At 59.6% G+C, this 17,721-nt stretch carries 17 protein-coding genes; all 17 read right to left on the bottom strand.

The genetic code is table 11. The features are described from left to right. Positions 1–3: 3 nt before the first annotated feature. The 17 genes from atpA to ACTQV3_RS06920 all read right to left on the bottom strand — a co-directional run bounded on the left by atpA (position 4) and on the right by ACTQV3_RS06920 (position 17,685). Positions 4–1,611, bottom strand: a complete 1,608-nt coding sequence (atpA, locus tag ACTQV3_RS07000) for a F0F1 ATP synthase subunit alpha (RefSeq protein ID WP_441535862.1) — start codon at positions 1,609–1,611, stop codon at positions 4–6. Positions 1,612–1,613: 2 nt separating this feature from the next. Continuing rightward, a complete protein-coding gene (locus ACTQV3_RS06995; protein WP_441549919.1) occupies positions 1,614–2,090 on the bottom strand; it encodes a F0F1 ATP synthase subunit delta in 477 nt (158 codons plus the stop codon). Continuing rightward, positions 2,083–2,679: a F0F1 ATP synthase subunit B gene (gene atpF / locus ACTQV3_RS06990; protein WP_427727741.1), complete on the bottom strand. Its 597-nt coding sequence runs from the start codon at positions 2,677–2,679 to the stop codon at positions 2,083–2,085. The genes ACTQV3_RS06995 and atpF overlap by 8 nt, the downstream gene beginning before the upstream one ends. Before the next feature lie 21 nt (positions 2,680–2,700). Further along, positions 2,701–2,892 (bottom strand): ATP synthase F0 subunit C, encoded by a 192-nt coding sequence (locus ACTQV3_RS06985; protein WP_427727739.1) that lies wholly within the window; start codon positions 2,890–2,892, stop codon positions 2,701–2,703. Positions 2,893–2,990: 98 nt separating this feature from the next. Next, complete coding sequence (atpB, locus tag ACTQV3_RS06980; protein WP_441032000.1) at positions 2,991–3,788, bottom strand: F0F1 ATP synthase subunit A; 798 nt, start codon at positions 3,786–3,788, stop codon at positions 2,991–2,993. A 45-nt stretch (positions 3,789–3,833) separates the two neighbouring features. Then, positions 3,834–4,127 carry a hypothetical protein gene (locus ACTQV3_RS06975; RefSeq protein ID WP_441031998.1) on the bottom strand — a complete coding sequence of 98 codons (294 nt, stop codon included), beginning with the start codon at positions 4,125–4,127 and terminating at the stop codon, positions 3,834–3,836. 468 nt (positions 4,128–4,595) lie between these two features. Further along, a complete protein-coding gene (gene upp / locus ACTQV3_RS06970; protein ID WP_040359658.1) occupies positions 4,596–5,243 on the bottom strand; it encodes a uracil phosphoribosyltransferase in 648 nt (215 codons plus the stop codon). A 123-nt stretch (positions 5,244–5,366) separates the two neighbouring features. Then, entirely contained in the window at positions 5,367–6,908 is a 1,542-nt protein-coding gene (gene glpK / locus ACTQV3_RS06965; protein WP_154518372.1) for a glycerol kinase GlpK, read from the bottom strand. Then, positions 6,862–7,665: an L-threonylcarbamoyladenylate synthase gene (locus tag ACTQV3_RS06960; protein ID WP_427727732.1), complete on the bottom strand. Its 804-nt coding sequence runs from the start codon at positions 7,663–7,665 to the stop codon at positions 6,862–6,864. Before ACTQV3_RS06960 ends, glpK begins: the two co-directional genes overlap by 47 nt. A 209-nt stretch (positions 7,666–7,874) precedes the next feature. Further along, positions 7,875–9,125 (bottom strand): N5-glutamine methyltransferase family protein, encoded by a 1,251-nt coding sequence (locus ACTQV3_RS06955; RefSeq protein ID WP_441031993.1) that lies wholly within the window; start codon positions 9,123–9,125, stop codon positions 7,875–7,877. Positions 9,126–9,756: 631 nt separating this feature from the next. Continuing rightward, the gene (gene prfA, locus ACTQV3_RS06950) at positions 9,757–10,824 is read right to left on the bottom strand and encodes a peptide chain release factor 1 (protein WP_154518366.1); all 1,068 of its coding nucleotides are present in this window, start codon (positions 10,822–10,824) and stop codon (positions 9,757–9,759) included. A 299-nt stretch (positions 10,825–11,123) separates the two neighbouring features. Next, the gene (locus ACTQV3_RS06945) at positions 11,124–12,026 is read right to left on the bottom strand and encodes a peptidase dimerization domain-containing protein (RefSeq protein ID WP_441535860.1); all 903 of its coding nucleotides are present in this window, start codon (positions 12,024–12,026) and stop codon (positions 11,124–11,126) included. Positions 12,027–12,047: 21 nt separating this feature from the next. Next, entirely contained in the window at positions 12,048–12,941 is an 894-nt protein-coding gene (locus ACTQV3_RS06940; protein WP_427719707.1) for an aldose 1-epimerase family protein, read from the bottom strand. A gap of 114 nt (positions 12,942–13,055) precedes the next feature. Beyond that, entirely contained in the window at positions 13,056–13,922 is an 867-nt protein-coding gene (locus ACTQV3_RS06935; protein ID WP_441535859.1) for a hypothetical protein, read from the bottom strand. A gap of 125 nt (positions 13,923–14,047) precedes the next feature. Beyond that, positions 14,048–15,364 carry an ATP-binding protein gene (locus ACTQV3_RS06930; RefSeq protein ID WP_441535858.1) on the bottom strand — a complete coding sequence of 439 codons (1,317 nt, stop codon included), beginning with the start codon at positions 15,362–15,364 and terminating at the stop codon, positions 14,048–14,050. Positions 15,365–15,685: 321 nt separating this feature from the next. Next, positions 15,686–15,982 carry an anion permease gene (locus ACTQV3_RS06925; protein ID WP_441535857.1) on the bottom strand — a complete coding sequence of 99 codons (297 nt, stop codon included), beginning with the start codon at positions 15,980–15,982 and terminating at the stop codon, positions 15,686–15,688. 140 nt (positions 15,983–16,122) lie between these two features. Beyond that, positions 16,123–17,685: a PTS transporter subunit EIIC gene (locus tag ACTQV3_RS06920; protein WP_441535856.1), complete on the bottom strand. Its 1,563-nt coding sequence runs from the start codon at positions 17,683–17,685 to the stop codon at positions 16,123–16,125. Positions 17,686–17,721: the final 36 nt, after the last annotated feature.

Raw genomic sequence — 17,721 nt, 5'->3', positions numbered from 1 at the left:
AGCTTAGTTCTCCTCTGCGCCCTCAGCTGCGCTCGCGGTGGAGGCATGCTTGGAGGCGTACTCGTTCTTGAAATCGGTGATGGCCTGAAGCAGCTGCTCTTTGGTCTCGCCGTCGATCTTGTTGGTACGGACCTTCTGCAGCAAGCCGCCAAAGCCAGCATTCATGTACTCGAGCAGCTCGGCGCGGAACGGCAGCACCTCGGAAAGGGGCAGGTCGTCGATAAAGCCCTCGTTGCCGGCGAACAGCGTAACGATCTGCTCGGCGACGTCGAACGGCTTAAAGCGCGCCTGCTTAAGAAGCTCGGTCATGTGCGCACCGTGGGTAAGCTGCTTTTGGGTGGCTGCATCCAGGTCGGAACCGAACTGGGTAAAACCGGCGAGCTCACGGTAGGCGGCAAGGTCCAGACGGAGGTTGCCGGCGACCTGCTTCATGGCCTTGGTCTGAGCGGAGCCACCGACGCGCGACACCGAGATGCCGACGTCGACTGCCGGGCGCTGGCCCTGGAAGAAGAGCTCGGACTGCAGGTAGATCTGACCATCGGTAATGGAAATGACGTTGGTCGGAATGTAGGCCGAAACGTCGCCGTCCTGGGTCTCGATGACCGGCAGGGCCGTCATGGAGCCGTAGCCGTTCTTCTTGGACATCTTGACGGCACGCTCGAGCAGGCGAGAGTGCAGGTAGAAGATGTCGCCAGGATAGGCCTCGCGTCCGGGCGGACGATGCAGCGTCAGCGACATCTGACGATAGGCGACAGCCTGCTTGGATAGGTCATCGTAGATGACGAGCACATGGCCGCCGGGGTTGGTCTCGCTGGCGGGCTCGCCGTTCTCGCCGTTGTACATAAAGAACTCGCCGATAGCGGCACCGGCCATAGGGGCGATGTACTGCATAGGGGCCGAGTCGGCAGCGGTAGCCGAGACGATGATGGTGTAGTCGAGTGCGCCGTGCTGGGCGAGGGTCTCACGGATGTTGGCAACCGTAGAGGCCTTCTGGCCGATAGCGACGTAGATGCAGACCATGTCCTTACCGCGCTGGTTGAGGATGGCATCGATCGCGATGGCGGTCTTGCCGGTCTTACGGTCGCCGATGATGAGCTCACGCTGGCCACGGCCGATAGGAACCATGGAGTCGATAGCGAGCAGACCAGTCTGAACCGGCTCGCAGACCGGGGTGCGGTCGATAACGCCGGGGGCCTTGAACTCGATGGGGCGACGGTGCGTGGCGACGATATCGCCCAGGCCGTCGATGGGCTGGCCCAGCGGGTTGACGACGCGACCGAGCATGGCGCGGCTCACGGGAATATCCATGACGCGACCGGTGGTACGGCACTCGTCGCCTTCCTTGATGACGCTGACGGCGCCGAACAGAACAGCACCGACCTCATCGCGGTCGAGGTTCTGGGCAAGGCCGTAGACGGTCTCGCCGGTCTCGGAGCTCTTGAACTCCAAGAGCTCGCCGGCCATGGCGTTGCGCAGTCCCGAGACGCGCGCGATGCCGTCGCCAACCTCGTCAACATGGGAAACCTCTTGCGTGTCGACGGTAGCCGCCAGGCCATCGAGCTTCGCCTGCAGGGCGCGGGCGATGCTTTCGGCATTGAGGGTATCGGACATAACTAGGCTTCACCTCCGTTATTCAAAATCGTGGAACCGAGGGCCTCACGCGCTGCGCGCAGCTGGGTCTTGACGGTAACGTCGCGACGCTGGCCGCGGGCCTCGAGAATCAGACCGCCGATGATGGACGGATCGACCTTCTCGATCAGGAACACCTTGCGCTTTAGATCGGCCTCGCATTTCTCGGTAATCGTGCGGCGCAGCTCGTCATCGAGCGGGACAGCCGTGGTGACGGTGACGCCTACGACGTCCTCGTCGGTCGCGGTTACCATCCGATAAGTCGATGCAATCTGCGGCAGAAGATCGAGCTGGCCGCGCTCGAACACGGTACCGAGGACAGCAAGCACCTCGGGGCTGGCGTTCGCGATGACCTCAAGCTCGTGAAGATCGCGGAACACACGGCCCTCGGCCTTAGCGGCCTCCAGGAGGGTGCGTGCATAGGTCTCGAGAACCCTGTTCTCCATGCGGCTGTTAGGCATTCAGGCTACCTGCTTCCTTGATGTAGCGCTCGATCAGACGACGCTGCTCGTCGTCGTTCTCGAGGGCCTCGCCGACAATCTTGGTCGCAACGGAGACGGAAAGATCGGCGATGGAGCCGGCAGCGGCGGCATAGATGGAGTTGCGCTCGTCCTCGGCGTTGGCGTGGGCCTTGGCAATGATGTCCTCGGCCTCCTCGTGAGCCTTGGCGATAATGCGGGCGCGCTCGGACTCGGCGTCCTGACGGGCGGCGGTCACGATGTCGGCAGCCTGACGACGGGCGTCGGTGAGGAGGGCGTCGGACTCCTTGCGGGCCTCGATGGCCTTGCGCTTGGTGGTCTCAGCCTCATCGAGGCTGTCCTTGATGCGCTTGCCGCGCTCTTCCATCGTCTGCAGAATCTGCGGCCAGGCGAACTTGGCCAAAACGATGAAGATGATGAGGAAGGCAATGAGTGCAGGGACGAATTCCGCCATCTTGGGGACGAGGATCTCGGCCTTGTTCTCAGACTCCTCGGCGAATGCCGACACCGGCATGGCGAGCATGGCGCCCGTCAGCGCAGCAGCGACTTTCGCGTGGTTGAAATGCTTCATGGCGACTACCTTCGTGCTCAATTACGAAATCAGCGTAACGACGAAGCCGATCAGGCCCAGAGCCTCGGTGAATGCAGATGCAAGAATGAAGACGGTGAAGGCACGGCCCTGGACCTCAGGCTGACGAGCCATAGCGCCCGTAGCACCGAGTGCTGCAAGACCAATTGCGAGACCGGCACCGATAACGCCGAGACCATATCCGATAACTCCCACGATTCCTCCTTTGTCGTGCGCGTGTGCGCAGGATAAATACCTATGTTGTAGAGGCGCACGCGGGTGCCGCGCCTCCGAACACCAAATAAATGCGACCGCTAGTGGGCGTCAGCCTCTGCGATCTGAATGTACACGGCCTCGAGGACCGTAAAAACATATGCCTGAACAAAGGCAACGATCAGCTCGACGGCGTAGATTACCAAAAGAATCAAAACCCACGCCACGCTGGGCAGGGCGCCCACGGCGTTCATGGCCGTAAAGTGCTCCAGCATCGGCTGGGCAAAGAGCGTGGCCATGATGGCGAACGAGCCCATGACGATGTGGCCGGCGAACATGTTGCAGAACAGACGGACGGCGAGCGTGACCAGGCGCAGGCACAGCGAGAAGAGCTCGATGACCCACACGAAGACGTTCATGGGGAAGGCGACGCCCGCAGGGGCGAGGCTCTTGAAGTACCCAAAGAAGCCGTGCTTCTTGATACCGAAATAGATGAAGTACACAAACGATACGAGTGCGAGGGCGGCGGTACAGCCGATGGCACCGGTGCCGGGCTTCATGCCGGGGATGAGGCCGATAAAGTTGTTGATCAGGATAAAGAAGAACAGCGAGGCCAAAAACGGGAAGTGCTTCTTCCAGTTGTCGCCAACGACACCCTTGGCGATATCGTCCTGCACGTACTCGATGACCCACTCGACGCCGTTAACGAAGAAGCCCTCGGGGACAACCTTCTGCTTCTTAGTAAACGCGAAAAAGACCACGAACATGACGACAGCGGCGATAAGCAGCCAGAACGAGTACTGCGTCAGGCCCGCGTTAAGGTCACCCACGACCGGAGCCGAGGAGAACTCAGCGACGAGCTCGGCGATCGCGCTGGGTAACTTGGCAAATGCGTCCAAGATTCCACCTTCCCTGTTTGCCCGCACCAAGGTGGGGCAACGCCTTTAATCCTTCATAATCACCATGCAGGCGATCACGATCCAACAAATCAAAAACCCGGCGAGCTCGCCGCACAAAAAGGCGATGAGCGCCACGGGGGCTACCAGGTGCACAATTACGACGCCCATAAAGAGCACCGCAAACGACACCATGATACCCAACATGCCTACCGTCATGTTGGCATCGCGTCGATGCGCCAGCACCGAAGCAAGCGCAAGGTACAACGGCAAAAATGCAACAAGACCGACGACGAATCCCGTTGCGATGAACGGCACGTGGCCTGCCAGCTCAACCGGCATGTGCGTTCCCTTCTCGCGACATATAGCCCACATGGAGCCATACCCCGCTCACATCGTCCTAGTATTTTAGGGCGCATGATTGCAAAATCAATGCACTGTTACCCAACCTTAATCGCGTCTTTAGCCCCTTGGGGTGTCAAACGGACAAAAGGCCGAGCACTGAGGACGAATGGGTCGCGATGGCCGACGAGCGTACTTGACAAACGCCGCCGCACCCGCGTAAGCGCAGCGCGACAGCGTTGTTGACTATTGTACGAACCGAACACGCGATGACAAGTGGGAAAACGTAAGTTAATACACAACTGTACATTTTCTTAAGACACTCTTTATACCGTACCTACGGTATAGCGCGTTTTGGGCCCTCTGTGACTGCGACGACACTCATAAATATGCGTGCAGGCGTCACTCGTACACCCGCACGCACCAATCATGCACGAATGAGCACGTGCAGCTGCCCATGCCCAGCGACTAGAGCGTGCCGTAGATGCGGTCGCCGGCGTCGCCGAGGCCGGGAACGATGTAGGCAGCCTCGTTGAGATGGTCGTCGATGGCACAGGTATAGATATGCACATCTGGGTCCTTCTCGGTCAGCGACTTGAGGCCCTCGGGGGCCGCGACGATGCACAGCATGCGGATGTCCTTGACACCGCGCTCGCGCAGGTAGCTGATGGCCATCTCGGCCGAACCGCCCGTGGCGAGCATGGGGTCGACAACCAGGCAGATGCGCTGGTCGATATCCTTGGGCATCTTGCAGTAATACTCATGCGGTTCGTGGGTAACCTCGTCGCGCTCCATACCGATGTGGCCCACGCGAGCGGAGGGCACCAGGTCGAGGATGCCGTCGACCATGCCAAGGCCCGCACGCAGGATGGGCACGATGGCGAGTTTCTTGCCGGCGAGCTGTTTGAACGTGGCGGTAGTGATGGGGGTCTCGACCTCGACGTCTTCCATAGGCAGGTCGCGCATGGCCTCGTAGCCGTCAAAAAGCGCGAGTTCGCGCACGAGCTGGCGGAACTGATTGGTGCCGGTGTTTTTGTCGCGCAGGATCGACAGCTTGTGCTGGACGAGCGGATGATCGACAAGCGTCACACGGGACGCATCGTAGGTAACGGTCATGAGTTGATTGCCCCTTTCGTTGCGGCCATAAAACGACCTTGCTGGCATGGCGCGCAGCGATGTTGCCGCCGCGCGCCATACACAAGTTTAGCGGTTTGCTGTATCGAGTGGCCCGTCGCAGCCCTACTGTGCGGTACTGAGCGAGCGCTTGACCGCATCGCGCCAGCCCGCAAGGTTTTGCTCGCGGCGCTCGGCGGACATGTGGGGAAGGAAGGTCCTAACGATCTGGGCATTTTGCTCCAGCTCTTCCAGGTCTTCCCAATAGCCGACGGCAAGGCCCGCCAAGTACGCGGCACCGATTGCCGTGGTCTCCACCGTCTCGCATTGCAGCACGGGGATATCCAGCAGGTCGGCCTGGAATTGCATGATGAACTCGTTGCGCGACGCGCCGCCATCGACAGACAGGCGTTCGATCGAAAGCCCCACGTCCTGCTCCATGGCGCGCAGCACGTCGTAGCTCTGATATGCCATGGATTCGCAGGCGGCACGTACGATGGTCGCACGGCTCGAGGCGCCGGTCAGACCGCACACGATACCGCGGGCACGCGGGTCCCACCAGGGAGCGCCCAAACCCGCAAAGGCGGGAACGAAGTAGCAGCCCTCGTTGTCGTTAATCGAAGCGGCGAGTTGTGCAGACTCGCTCACGCTCGAGATGATGCCCATGTTGTTGCGAAGCCAGTTCATGGTGGAGCCGGCGGCAAAGATGGAACCCTCGAGTGCGTAGCTGATCTTGCCGTCCGCGGCTATACCGATGGTGGAGACCAGACCGTTCTTGGATTCGACGACCTCGTCGCCGGTGTTCATGAGCATAAAGCAACCAGTACCATAGGTGTTTTTGGTCTGGCCGGGATGGAAACAGCAGTGGCCGAACAGCGACGCCTGCTGGTCGCCCGCCACGCCCATGATGGGTGGCATGTTGGTCATGATGTCGCTCGCGACGCGGCCGTAGTCGCCCGAACTCCAACGAACCTCGGGCATCATGGAACGTGGAACGTCAAAGAGCGCCAGCAGGTCGTCGTCCCAATCGAGCGTATGGATATTAAAGAGTGCCGTGCGGCTGGCATTGGTGTAGTCGGTGGCAAAGACCTGGCTGCCGGTGAGGTTGTAGATGAGCCAGGTGTCGATGGTGCCAAACATGAGGTCGCCCGCCGCCGCGCTCTCGCGTGCGCCGTCGACGTTGTCGAGAATCCACTGCACCTTGGAGGCCGAGAAATACGGGTCGAGCGTAAGCCCCGTGCGGGAGCGCACCAGCTCTTCTGCGCCCTGCTCAACCAAATTATCGATCAGAGACGCGGTGCGACGGCACTGCCATACGATGGCGTTATAGATGGGCTGGCCGCTCACGCGGTCCCAGACCACCGTGGTCTCACGCTGATTGGAGATACCGATGGCGGCGATGCGATCGGAATGAATCCCGCTCTTAAACTGAACCTCCATCATGACCGCAATCTGGCTGGCAAGGACCGCCATGGGGTCTTGCTCCACCCAGCCGGGACGCGGGAAGCTGGTTTTGACGCTGCGGCGCGCTTGGGCGACGATGCAGCCGTACTCGTCGACGATGGTCGCAAGTACCGAGGTGGTGCCGCAGTCGAGCGCCATGATGTAGGAACCGCCAAAGTCAAACGAGGCATCTTCCATGCCCAGGCTGCCCAGATTCAACGACATCGCTTACACCTTTCTGTTGCATCGGGTCGGACAGGACCCGCTCAATCTCTGACGCGGGAAGTGCGCCTTGGCGCAGGATCTGGAGCCCGCCGTGCTGGAACGACACGATGGTCGAAGCGTCGCGGCACGGCGTCTCGCCCGCGTCGACGGCCACGTCGACCCCTTCTAGAATGCGGTCTTCAACGTCGGCAAAGCTCGCCGGCGCGGGCGCGCCGTGTGTATTGGCGCTCGTACAGGCAAGTGGGCTGCCACAGGTGCGAATGAGCGCCTGTACCACGGGCGATGCCGACGCGCGAAGAGCCACCGTGTCGTCGGCGGCACGCATAAAGGTCGGCACGCAGGGAGCCGCCTTGACCACAATAGTCAGGGCGCCCGGCCAGCATCGTCGGGCAAGTATGCGTGCCTCTTCTGGGATATCCACGCCGTAGCGGTCGAGGGCCTCGGCATCATCGACCAGCCAGGCGACCGTTTGGGTGAGCTCACGCTGCTTGAGGGTAAAGATGCGACGGTAGCCGGTACCGAGCGCGGGCACCGCGGCGCCGTTGACGGCAGCCTGCGGATCGCGCGGCCACGGCAGAGATTCGCTTGTATCTTGGGGCACGGCGTCCGAGAAGGCGTTGACTGCCACAGCGACGCCATAGACGGTCTCGGTTGGGATCAGGGCCAGGCCGCCACGGCCGAGCACCTCGGCCGTACGCTCGACGGCGAGCCGATGCGGCTCGCGCGCTCCCTCGAATACCCGATAGACCGTCTGCATGTGTATGCCAGCCCCTTACGCTCTGGTGAAAGTTTGTTTACTGAGGGGCATTCTCGCACGAAACGTTTAACCTATTTGTCCACAGCGCATGTTGGTTTGGTGAGCGGCTATAGCAGTCGGTGAAAGTGAGGGGTAATTGAGCTGTGACAAGCCTCTTTACATTTCCGGCACAGCGCTCCCGCCGCCGCGCCGCCAATACGCTTCGTACTTTACTGACGTTGTTTGGGCTCGGTGACGATAGCTCGAACGATGCGGGGACGATCGGTGAGGTCACGGACGATGCGTACGTCCGAAAGACCCGCCTGGCGGCAGAGCTCGGCCGCGGCGTCGAGGGCACCCTCATAGAGCTCGCAGGCAAACAGGCCGCCGGCGCGCAGCATATAGGGCGCCGCATTGAGCAGGCGGCGGAAGATATCAAGGCCATCGGCGCCGCCCTCGAGCGCCAAATCGGGCTCAAAGTCCTTGACCTCGTGCGGCAGCGAGCGCATGACGTCAGTCGGGATATAAGGCGGGTTGGAAACGAGCACGTCGAAGGTGCCCCACTCCTCGCGGGGGATAGAGCTCACCAGGTTCGTGAGGCTGAAGGCGACCTCATCGGACGTAAGCCCGAGTGCATCGCGGTTTTTGGTGGCCAGGTCGATGGCACGCGGCTCGATATCGGTAGCGGTGCAGGCGACATGGCCGCGACGCTCCCAAGCAAGGGAGAGCGAAATGCAGCCTGTGCCGCAGCCGACCTCGAGAACGCGGGCAATGCGGGGGTCGGCAGGCACAGACGCGGCGGCATCCTGCACTAGGGCCGTCTCTTGTTCGACGCCTTCGATGGCAATGCCGTATTCGTCGAGCTCGGGCTCAGCGACTTCCGCGGTCTCGGCCTCAGCTGCCTGCGCGGCGGCTTCCTCGGCCTCACGATCGGCCAGCTCCTCGGCATAAGCTCGGCTGCCCAGCACGTCTCCGCCCAACGCCGCCTCATCGGCAGCCGTGAGGTTGGCGGCACGGCGCTCGGCAGTCGCACGTTCGTCAGCCAATGCGACTTCGGCTTTACGCGCCTGCTCGACCTCGTCGTTCCATGGCAACTCTACGCGCTGGCGGGTGGCAGCCTCGGGGCTCAGAACCTCGGCATCCAGATAATTGAGGACTTCCTCGACGAGCATCTCGGTCTCGGGACGTGGAATGAGCACGCCGGGGGCGCACGCGACGTCGATCATGCGGAACTGCGTGCTGCCGGTGATGTACTGCAGCGGCTCGCCCTTGGCGCGACGGACAACCGCCGCGTGCATGGTCTCGAGCTGCGCTGCATCGAGCGTGTCGTCCATACGCATATATAAGTCGATGCGCGCTAGGCCCGTGGCTGCGCACAACAGCCACTCGGCAGAAAGACGGGGGTGCTCTTCGCCGCGCTCGGCTAGGTACTCCTTGGTCCACTCGAGACAACGCCTGATGGTCCAGATCTCGTTTGCCATGGGTCCTCCCCTCTTAAGCGCCGGGCGGCGCGCGAATGTCGGAGCAGATTGTACGCGAGGGCGGCACGCGGCGAGAGACGATTGGAAGCGATTATCGAGAATCAGCCCAGAATTTTGCACCGGGCTCGCTCAAAGTGTTCATTCGCCGACGTCTAGATTTGCATTCGTCAAGCTTTTGGCAAGGTTGCCCCAAAACTAACCAATATCTAACCAAGAACTTGCCAAATCACTTGACGTGCGACGCACCAAAAAGGGCCCCGCGACTTCTTGGACGATATTTCGAGCAATATTTTCAATAGCAGATGAAGGTTGTTAATTACTTTAAGCAGGTAGACAGATTAATTTCCAACAAAGCAGATTAAATAAACTCGAAAAGTAATTTACCCAACCTAGTCATTTAAGAACGTCCCCAATGACTACATCTAAGGCGCCGCAGGTTGAGCATAAGTCCCCAATGACTACCCGCCGCAGGTAGAGGACGGACAGCGAGCGGGTCGCATTTGAGACAAGGTGACGTGGAACGAAAGGGCGCTGACCTTCTGGTCGCGCCCTTGAAGTTGAACGTCAGATTGTACAGGTGCGGCCCGCGCAGCGTCGGCCGGTCCGCCGTTCGGTAGAACGGCGGAACCTACTACACGGCCTGCGCCAGCTTCTCGGCACGCTCGGCGGCGGCAAGCGCCTCGATGACGGCACCGAGTTGGTCGCCCAGAAGGACGCCGTTGTAGGTGGAGTTGAAACCGATACGGTGGTCGGTCACGCGGTCCTGGGGCTGGTTGTAAGTACGGATCTTCTCGGAACGGTTTCCGTGGCCAATCTGGCTCTGGCGCTCGGCGCCGAGCTCGGCCTGCTGCTTCTCGAGTTCCATCTCGTACAGACGGGCACGCAGCATCTGCATGCAGACCTCGCGGTTTTGAATCTGGGAACGCTGCTCCTGCGACTGCACCACGGTATTGGTGGGCAGGTGGGTAATGCGCACGGCGGAGTAGGTGGTGTTAACGCACTGACCGCCAGGACCGGAGGCACAGTAGGTATCGATGCGCAGGTCGGACTGGTTGATCTGAACGTCGATCTCCTCGGCCTCGGGAAGCACGGCGACAGTTGCCGTGGAGGTCTGGATGCGGCCCTGGGACTCGGTCTTGGGAACGCGCTGGACACGGTGCACGCCGGACTCGAACTTCATGACGGAGTAGACACGGTCGCCCTCGACCTTGAACTCGATGGACTTAAAACCGCCGGCCTCGCTGGGGCTGGAGTCGAGCACGGTGGTCTTCCAACCACGCGACTCGCAGAAGCGTTGGTACATCTTGTACAGGTCACCGGCGAAAATGGCCGCCTCGTCGCCACCTGCGGCGGAGCGGATCTCGACGATGGTGTTCTTGTCGTCATTGGGGTCACTCGGGATGAGCATGTACTTGATGTCCTCCTCGAGCTGGGGAAGTTTGTCCTCGTTCTCGGAGATGTCCATCTGGAGCATCTCCTTCTCGTCGGCATCGGTAGTGTCACGGAGCATTTCTTTGGCAGCCTCGATGTCGTCGAGCGCGCCGATGTACTCGCGCGCAGCGGCAATGAGGTCGGACTGGTGCGCGTACTCCTTGTTGAGACGCGTGAACTCCTTGATGTCGGAGGCGACGGCCGGGTCGGAAAGCTTCTTCTCGAGCTCCTCGTAGGCCTTGATGATCTTTTCGAGCTTGTCGCGCATGGCGGAACTCCTTTATATGCGTGAAGGTGAAAATCGGCGGAATTGATGGGGCGCATGGCGCCGTTGCGGGGTAAGCCCAGCTAGAACATGTCGATTTTCAGATACATGCGCATCCCTTCGCGTATAGGGTACATAGTTGCGGTCTAACCCATATATGATAGCGTGCGCAGGCAAACCTGCATATAACCCGCACGGAATGAGTGGACGTAGTCGTTGGGGACGTTCCTTAACGACGAGTCGTTTAAGAACGTCCCCAACGACTACAACGGCTAACAAAGGGACTGTCGCTTTGTCACATTCTAGAGCGTTTGAAGCAGAGCGATGAAAAAGTGGACACCCTGGAGGTAGGCACGGCGGGTAATGCGCTCGTTGGTGCCGTGGACACCGCGATCGCACTCGTCATCGTCGACCACAAACGCCGAAAAGCGAATGCATTCAGAGCAAATACGCTGATAGTTCGCCGCATCGGTGGCACCGATCACAGTTGAGGGCACAATGCCGACAGCAGCCCCGCCCGCCGCATTCGGTACGTTTTCCTCCGCCCCCTTTTGATCACGAAAGTAGCGGGCGGCAATAGTGCGAACGGCCTCGAGCCCCGGTCCGCCAACACGTGGGGACGGCGAAGGTTCTGAGCTGCCGGGGCCCAGTTCGACCTCCACGCGCCCGGTAAGGCCCGCAGCGGCAACGGCCTCGCGGCAACGGTCAACAACATCAGCCACGCCCGTGCCCTCGAGCATGCGGAAGTTAATATTGGCCCACATATCCTGCGGCATCACGTTGGCGCCAGTGCTGCCGCCCTCAATCTGCGTGGGCGCACAGGTAGTGGTCACGAGCGGATAGAGCTTGTTGCTGGCGAGGCAGTCGCGAACAATGACGCCTCCGTTGGCGGCAATCTCATCCGCCGTGTAGAGCCCCAACTCGACAAGCTGCGCGGCAAGCAGATCGGTCACGCGCGTCGGCCACTCGATATCGCAGATTGCGGCGATAGCGCGGCTCAATACCTCGAGCGATGTGCCGCCGTAGGGGTTGGACGAATGTCCGCCTTCGCCCTTCGTCTTGAGCACGATATCGGCATAGCCCTTCTCGGCTAGGTCGGCATGCATAAGCCAGCCCTCGCCCGCGCCGTACTCGGCAGCCGAAACAATACGGTAGTCACCCTCGTCGATCAGGTATTCAAGTTCAACGCCGCGCTCCTCGAGCACGCGGCCGATGGCCCCCGCTCTCTAGAGCAGCGTAACCTCGAAGGCGCGCTTGTCGGTGGCGCCGGGAGCCAAGGTGATGGTGTTGACCTTGTGCTCGAAGACGTCGTCCTCGGTGTCCATGGTGGTATGTCCGGTCCAAGGCTCGAGCGCCACGAACGGGGCGTCGTTGGCGGCAGACCAAACGCCAATGTACTTAAAGCCCTCAAAGTCAATCTTGACGCCGTGGCCCGACTTGCGACTGCGCAGCGTGAGCGTGGAGCCCGGGGTATCGGTGAACATGATGGCGTCGTTGTCGAAGCTACGGTGTGTGATGGGCAGCACGTCCGAGTTATCGGGAGCCTTGTAGCTTCCCTCGAACGTCATAAGGCCATCGGGCGTGATGATGGGGGCCTCGTTAGTCCAAGCCTCGGTAAACGCCAGCTCGTAATCCTCGAACGCCTCGTCCTCGGCACCGGGAACGGGCACGTTAAATGCGGGGTGGCCGCCCACCGAAAACGGCAGGTCCACGTCGCCGGTGTTGGTGACGGCAAAGGTCTGCGTAAGAGTGGCGTCGCCAGTCAGGGCATAGGTCATGTTGAGCTTAAAGTGGAACGGGAAGGCCTTGAGCGACTCGGGCGTATCGGTGATCTCGTAGGTAACGGACGAACCGTCCTCCGACACCTCGACCAGCTTGTGCTCCACGATACGCGCGATGCCGTGGCGCGCCATCTCGCAGCTGCCGGCCGCAGACGTCGCCGTGTTGTTGCGCAGCGAGCCCACAATGGGGAACAGGATGGGCGCATGCTTGCCCCAAAAAGCGGGATCGCCCTGCCACAGATACTCGTTGCCGTTGAGGGCAAGGCTCGTGAGCTGGGCGCCCATGGAATCGATGGCCGCGGTGAGGCCGCCGCGCCTGATGGTAGTGACGGTAGACATGCTACTTCCTCCAAAAGTAAACAATAGTGTCGAGGACTATTGTCCCACTCTTGGCGGTGGGACGGGACGGCAGGCGATTATTGAGTAGCCATAGCGGAAATGGGCGGCGAGCGCCTACTGGGTATCCACGTAAAGGTCAAACCCGCCCTGCGAGGTGGTGTCGACCGTATCGGGCGCCCGCGAGTTAAAGCTCGCGGGAACCATTCTTTTCGAGGCACGAAAACGCGTGCCGTCGGTGGCGACAGGTGGCTCATCGACCGTAAGTTCGTAGTCGCCGGGCTTGAGCTCGATACCGTCACCTTCGGAATTGACGTATTGGTGCTCGTCGATCGCTTGTCCCTTGAGCGTGCGGCCTACGATATGGATGAGCATCTGGCTGTCGCCGCGCGCGGTATCCCACGTCGCGCCGTCCTTGACCTCGACCGACACATGCACCGAGCGCGTACGGTTGAGCGATTGTTCGACGGAGATCTCGACCTTGGCGGCGTCTTGGCGCTGCTGCTCAACATGGCTCCAAACGCTGCCGATTGCCGAGCAGGCGATAACGCCGGCCATGAAGGCGATGAGGATGGGGCCGAGCGGAGAGCGCCGGCCCGCGCCTTCCTCGCGAGCCAGATCGGGGCGATGCGTGGGCGCAGGCGCCTGGGCGCCCTGCGCGGGCACGTCGAGAATGCTAAAGGATGCCGTGCTGTCGGGGTCGATAGTGTGACGCGGCTGTGGGGTCCTTGCCGGCGAGATGGACATGTCGGCCGGCTCACCCAGTGTGGCCGTGGCGTCGGCCTTTGCCTCGTCGGCCTCAGCCTGGGCCCAGGCCTGTTCAAAGGTTAGGGGTTCGGCCGAGTCGGAAGCGGTGTCCGTCTCGACGGTGTCGTTGCCGCTCTCGTCCTCGTCGCTCGACACGTCATGCGGCGCGAGCTCGTCCCACTCCTCGTCCGGAACCTCGCCCTCGCTATACCACCATTCAAAGTTATCGATATCCATACGGGGCGCCCCTTAGGCCTCGCAAATAAACACTTGCTAGCCTTATACCCCCAGACGGCACGAGGGCTCGCACGGAATGCGAAAAGGACTGCTCCTTTGTCGCATCGAAACGGATCTGTTTACGTTTAGCCGCGGGTAATCTTATTTCTCAACAAGAAGTCGACTGCCCCCACGATTCTGATGCCATCGATGTCCGTTGGATGGTCGCCATCCCTGACAATCAGGATCTTCTCATACGAATCAGGAATTTTTCCTAGCGTGCTTAGCTTGAGCGGTCGCAGCTCGCGTTCCCTCGTCGCCTCGGCATCGATCCGTTCGGTAACCTGGATATATTTGCGGTCTGATCCCCCGCCGATTGCGACAAAGTCGATTTCCCCCGCGCGTAGATGGCCGCAAAACACTTCGTATCCTTCAAAGACAAGCTGGTTGTAGATAACGTTCTCGAGCATCCTTCCGCTATCGCTACCTCTATATCCGTCAAGATAGCTGCGAATTCCCGTATCAGCTATGTAATATTTACCGCCTGTCTTAAGAAGCTCCCGCCCCTTGATGTCATACCTTTTTACTTTGGTAAACAGGTACGTCTCTTCCAGAGCGTCAATATATGCCGACACCGTCGATGCGTTGGTCTTACCGCCCGCTGATTCGTTGAGCGTCCCTACGATTTTGTTGACCGAGGTTTGGTTGGAGATGTTGTCTGCCAGATACGCACAGAGCCGCTCGAGAACATCGCGCTTGGTGATAGCTCCGCGACCCCTACGCGTCACACGCGACAGGATATCGCGCGCGACGATCGTCTGGTAGAGGCTACGGATATAGTCGCGACACAGCTCACGTCTCGGCTCATCATGGGCCAGAAACGGCATGCCGCCATAGGTTATGTACTGCTCAAGCACGGTATTTGAATTAAGGCGATCGCCCGTCTTGGAAACAAGTTCGACCCTCTCACCAAGCCCTTCAGCGGCGACCGCATCAATCGAGCGAAAATCAAGATATTCGCCAAACGTGAGAGGCTGCATCTTGACCTCGACATATCGGCCCGAGATAAGCGTTGCGAGCTCGCTCGATAGCAAAAAGGCATTGGAGCCCGTGACATAGATATCGCACGGCAAATCCACTCGGAGCGAGTTGACCGCCTTTTCCCAACCTTCGACATTCTGGAGCTCGTCAAAGAACAGGTAGGGATGATCGATGCCGTCGATGCGCTCCCGAACCATACGATAAAACGTCAGATAATCCGTAATTCCCGCGTACTCTAGAGATTCCATCTTAAAGGTCAGCAAACGCTCGGCTGGCACCCCCTGTTGCGCCAGATAGTCCCTCATCATGTCCAATAACGTTGATTTGCCACAACGGCGTATGCCCGTCACGATTTTGATGAGGTCGGTATCCTGAAAAGCAATGAGTCGATCAAGATAACGGCTTCGGCGAACGATATCCATAGAGTCTCCCTAGCGCCCGACCAGACATGAAATCTTATAAACTTGCATTTTTTGCAAGTTTATAAGATGTTACCTTAGAAACTTGCAGAATTTGCAAGTTTCTAAGGCATGGAATGTGACAAACGGACTGCCCCTTTGTCACATCGCGAGGGCGACGGGGATTTGGATGCAGCAGAAGTCCTCTTGGTGAGACTCGTCGGTAGCTCGTGGTGTCCAAGTAGCAAAAGTCAAAGGCATTGCCGATGGGCTGGAGCGCGTGTCTGTCCATGCAGGCCACGATGGCACGAATGCCCTCGGGCTCGTACGGCATGCCCCAGCGGCTCATGCGGACTCGGCGATAACCGAGACGACGGCAAGGATGAGGAAGGCGCGGGGGAACGGATGCGGGATCAGCAGCGACAGCACAAAGGTGAGCGCGAAGATCGAGATGATGAGCAACTTGGCGTCGCGCACGAACTTGAGCATGAACGCATAGGCGATGCGCTCGCTCAGGCCCGACTCCTTGACCGCGCTGGCAATGAGGTAGGAGCCAATGACGAGCCACATGGTGGCCTTGGTCCACGAGCTAAACGTGGAGGCGACCGTCGCCGAGATGCTCGCGGCGCCCGTGTCGTCCACGCACACCTTGAACAGAACGAGCAGCCTACGATTTCGTGTATTTCAAATACACGAAATGCGCGTGGGGCAACTCAAAGGCGGTGGCAGACACATTGTCTGCCACCGCCTTTTATACAGGATTTTATAGATATGTGGGGCGTTTACTCCATACCCAGCAGCTCGCGCATCTGGGTTGCGTAGTTAGATGCCATGTTGCCGTAGACAATCTGCACGCCGCCGTTAACATGCACGATGCCACGCGCTTCGAGCTTTTCGGTAAACTCGGCGTCATCAACCACCTTGTCACAGTCATTGAGCTGGATGCGCAGACGGGTGAAGCAGGCCTCGACAGACTTAATGTTGTTGTCGCCGCCCACTGCCTCAACGATGGCGGGAATGAGGTCGCTGATCACGGTCTTGGGAGCCTTTTCGGCCTCATCGCCAGACTCTTCCTCACGGCCAGGGGTCTTTAGATCCTTCTTAAGAATGATGAACTTGAAGACGAAGTAGTACACCAAGAAGTAGATGGGGCCGAGGAACAGGATAACCTGCCAGTTGGAGCCCTTGGCTGCACCCATAATGCCGTTAAAGATCAACGACAAGAGCGGGCCGCCAAAGGATGCGGAGCCGGCCACGTTGAACTGCAGGATATAGGTCAGCGCATAGGCAAGACCAGCCATGAGAGCGTGGAACACGTAGAGGATGGGCGCGATAAACAGGAAGGAATACTCGAGCGGCTCGGTAATGCCGGAGAGGATGCAAGGCACCACGATGGCAATCATGAGCGCTGCGGTCTTCTTCTTGTTCTTGGGAAGCGCCGTCTTGTAGAAGGCGAGTGCAGCACCGGGCAGACCGAACATGGCGAAGATAACCTTACCGTTCATGACAAAACGGCTGACCTCGATGTTAAACGGCGTGCTAGGAGAGCCCAGGATCGCGTTGTAGATATTGATAGCGCCCTGAACGGTCTGGCCGTCGATGGTCTCGACGCCACCGAGCGACGTGAAGAAGAACGGTAAATAGACAAAGTGATGCAGACCAAAAGGCAGGAGCATGCGCTCGCCAGCGCCGTAGACAAATGCACCAAAGGCACCCGTAGTCTTGATGAACTCGGACAGCGCACCGAGAGCGTTCTGGATAAACGGGAAAACAAAGGACATGACCAATGCGAGGACACTGCATGAGAGCAGCGTTACCGCCGGGATAAAGCGTGTGCCGTTGAAGATGGAGAACACGGCAGGCAGCTCAATCTTGTAGTAACGGTTATGCAGCCATGCGACGATTGCACCCACCAGAAGACCGCCGATAACGCCCGTGTCGAGCGTGGTGATACCGAGGATCGTGCTCTGGCCCGTCGTAAGATTGGCGGGATCGATAACGCCAGTCGCCGTGAGGAACGTGCCCATCACGGAGTTCATGCACATGTAGCCCAAAAAGCCACAAAGCGCCGCGGTAGCCTTCTCGGACTTGGCGAAGCCATAGGCGAGACAAATCGAGAAGATAACCGGGATGTTGCTCATAACGATGCCGGCTGCGGCCTTAAGAATCGAAAAGAAAATCGCAAAGCCCGGAGCAGCAAGCCAGGGAACAGCTGCCGTAAGGGTGGGGCTGGTAAAGGCATTGCCAAAGCCCTGAAGGATGCCGGCGATTGGCAGGATCAGGACAGGCGTCATGAGGACTTTGCCCAGGCGCTGGAACTTTGCCAGCAGCTCATCTTTGTTCATGGGATACCCCTCTTAAAGAAACGGGGCGTGCAGTTC

It is taken from the genome of Collinsella sp. LCP19S3_A7 (assembly GCF_052121995.1).
Taxonomy (GTDB): Bacteria; Actinomycetota; Coriobacteriia; order Coriobacteriales; family Coriobacteriaceae; genus Collinsella.
The sequence above is the reverse complement of the archived record's forward strand: the minus strand, read 5'-3'. Positions and strand labels throughout refer to the sequence as shown.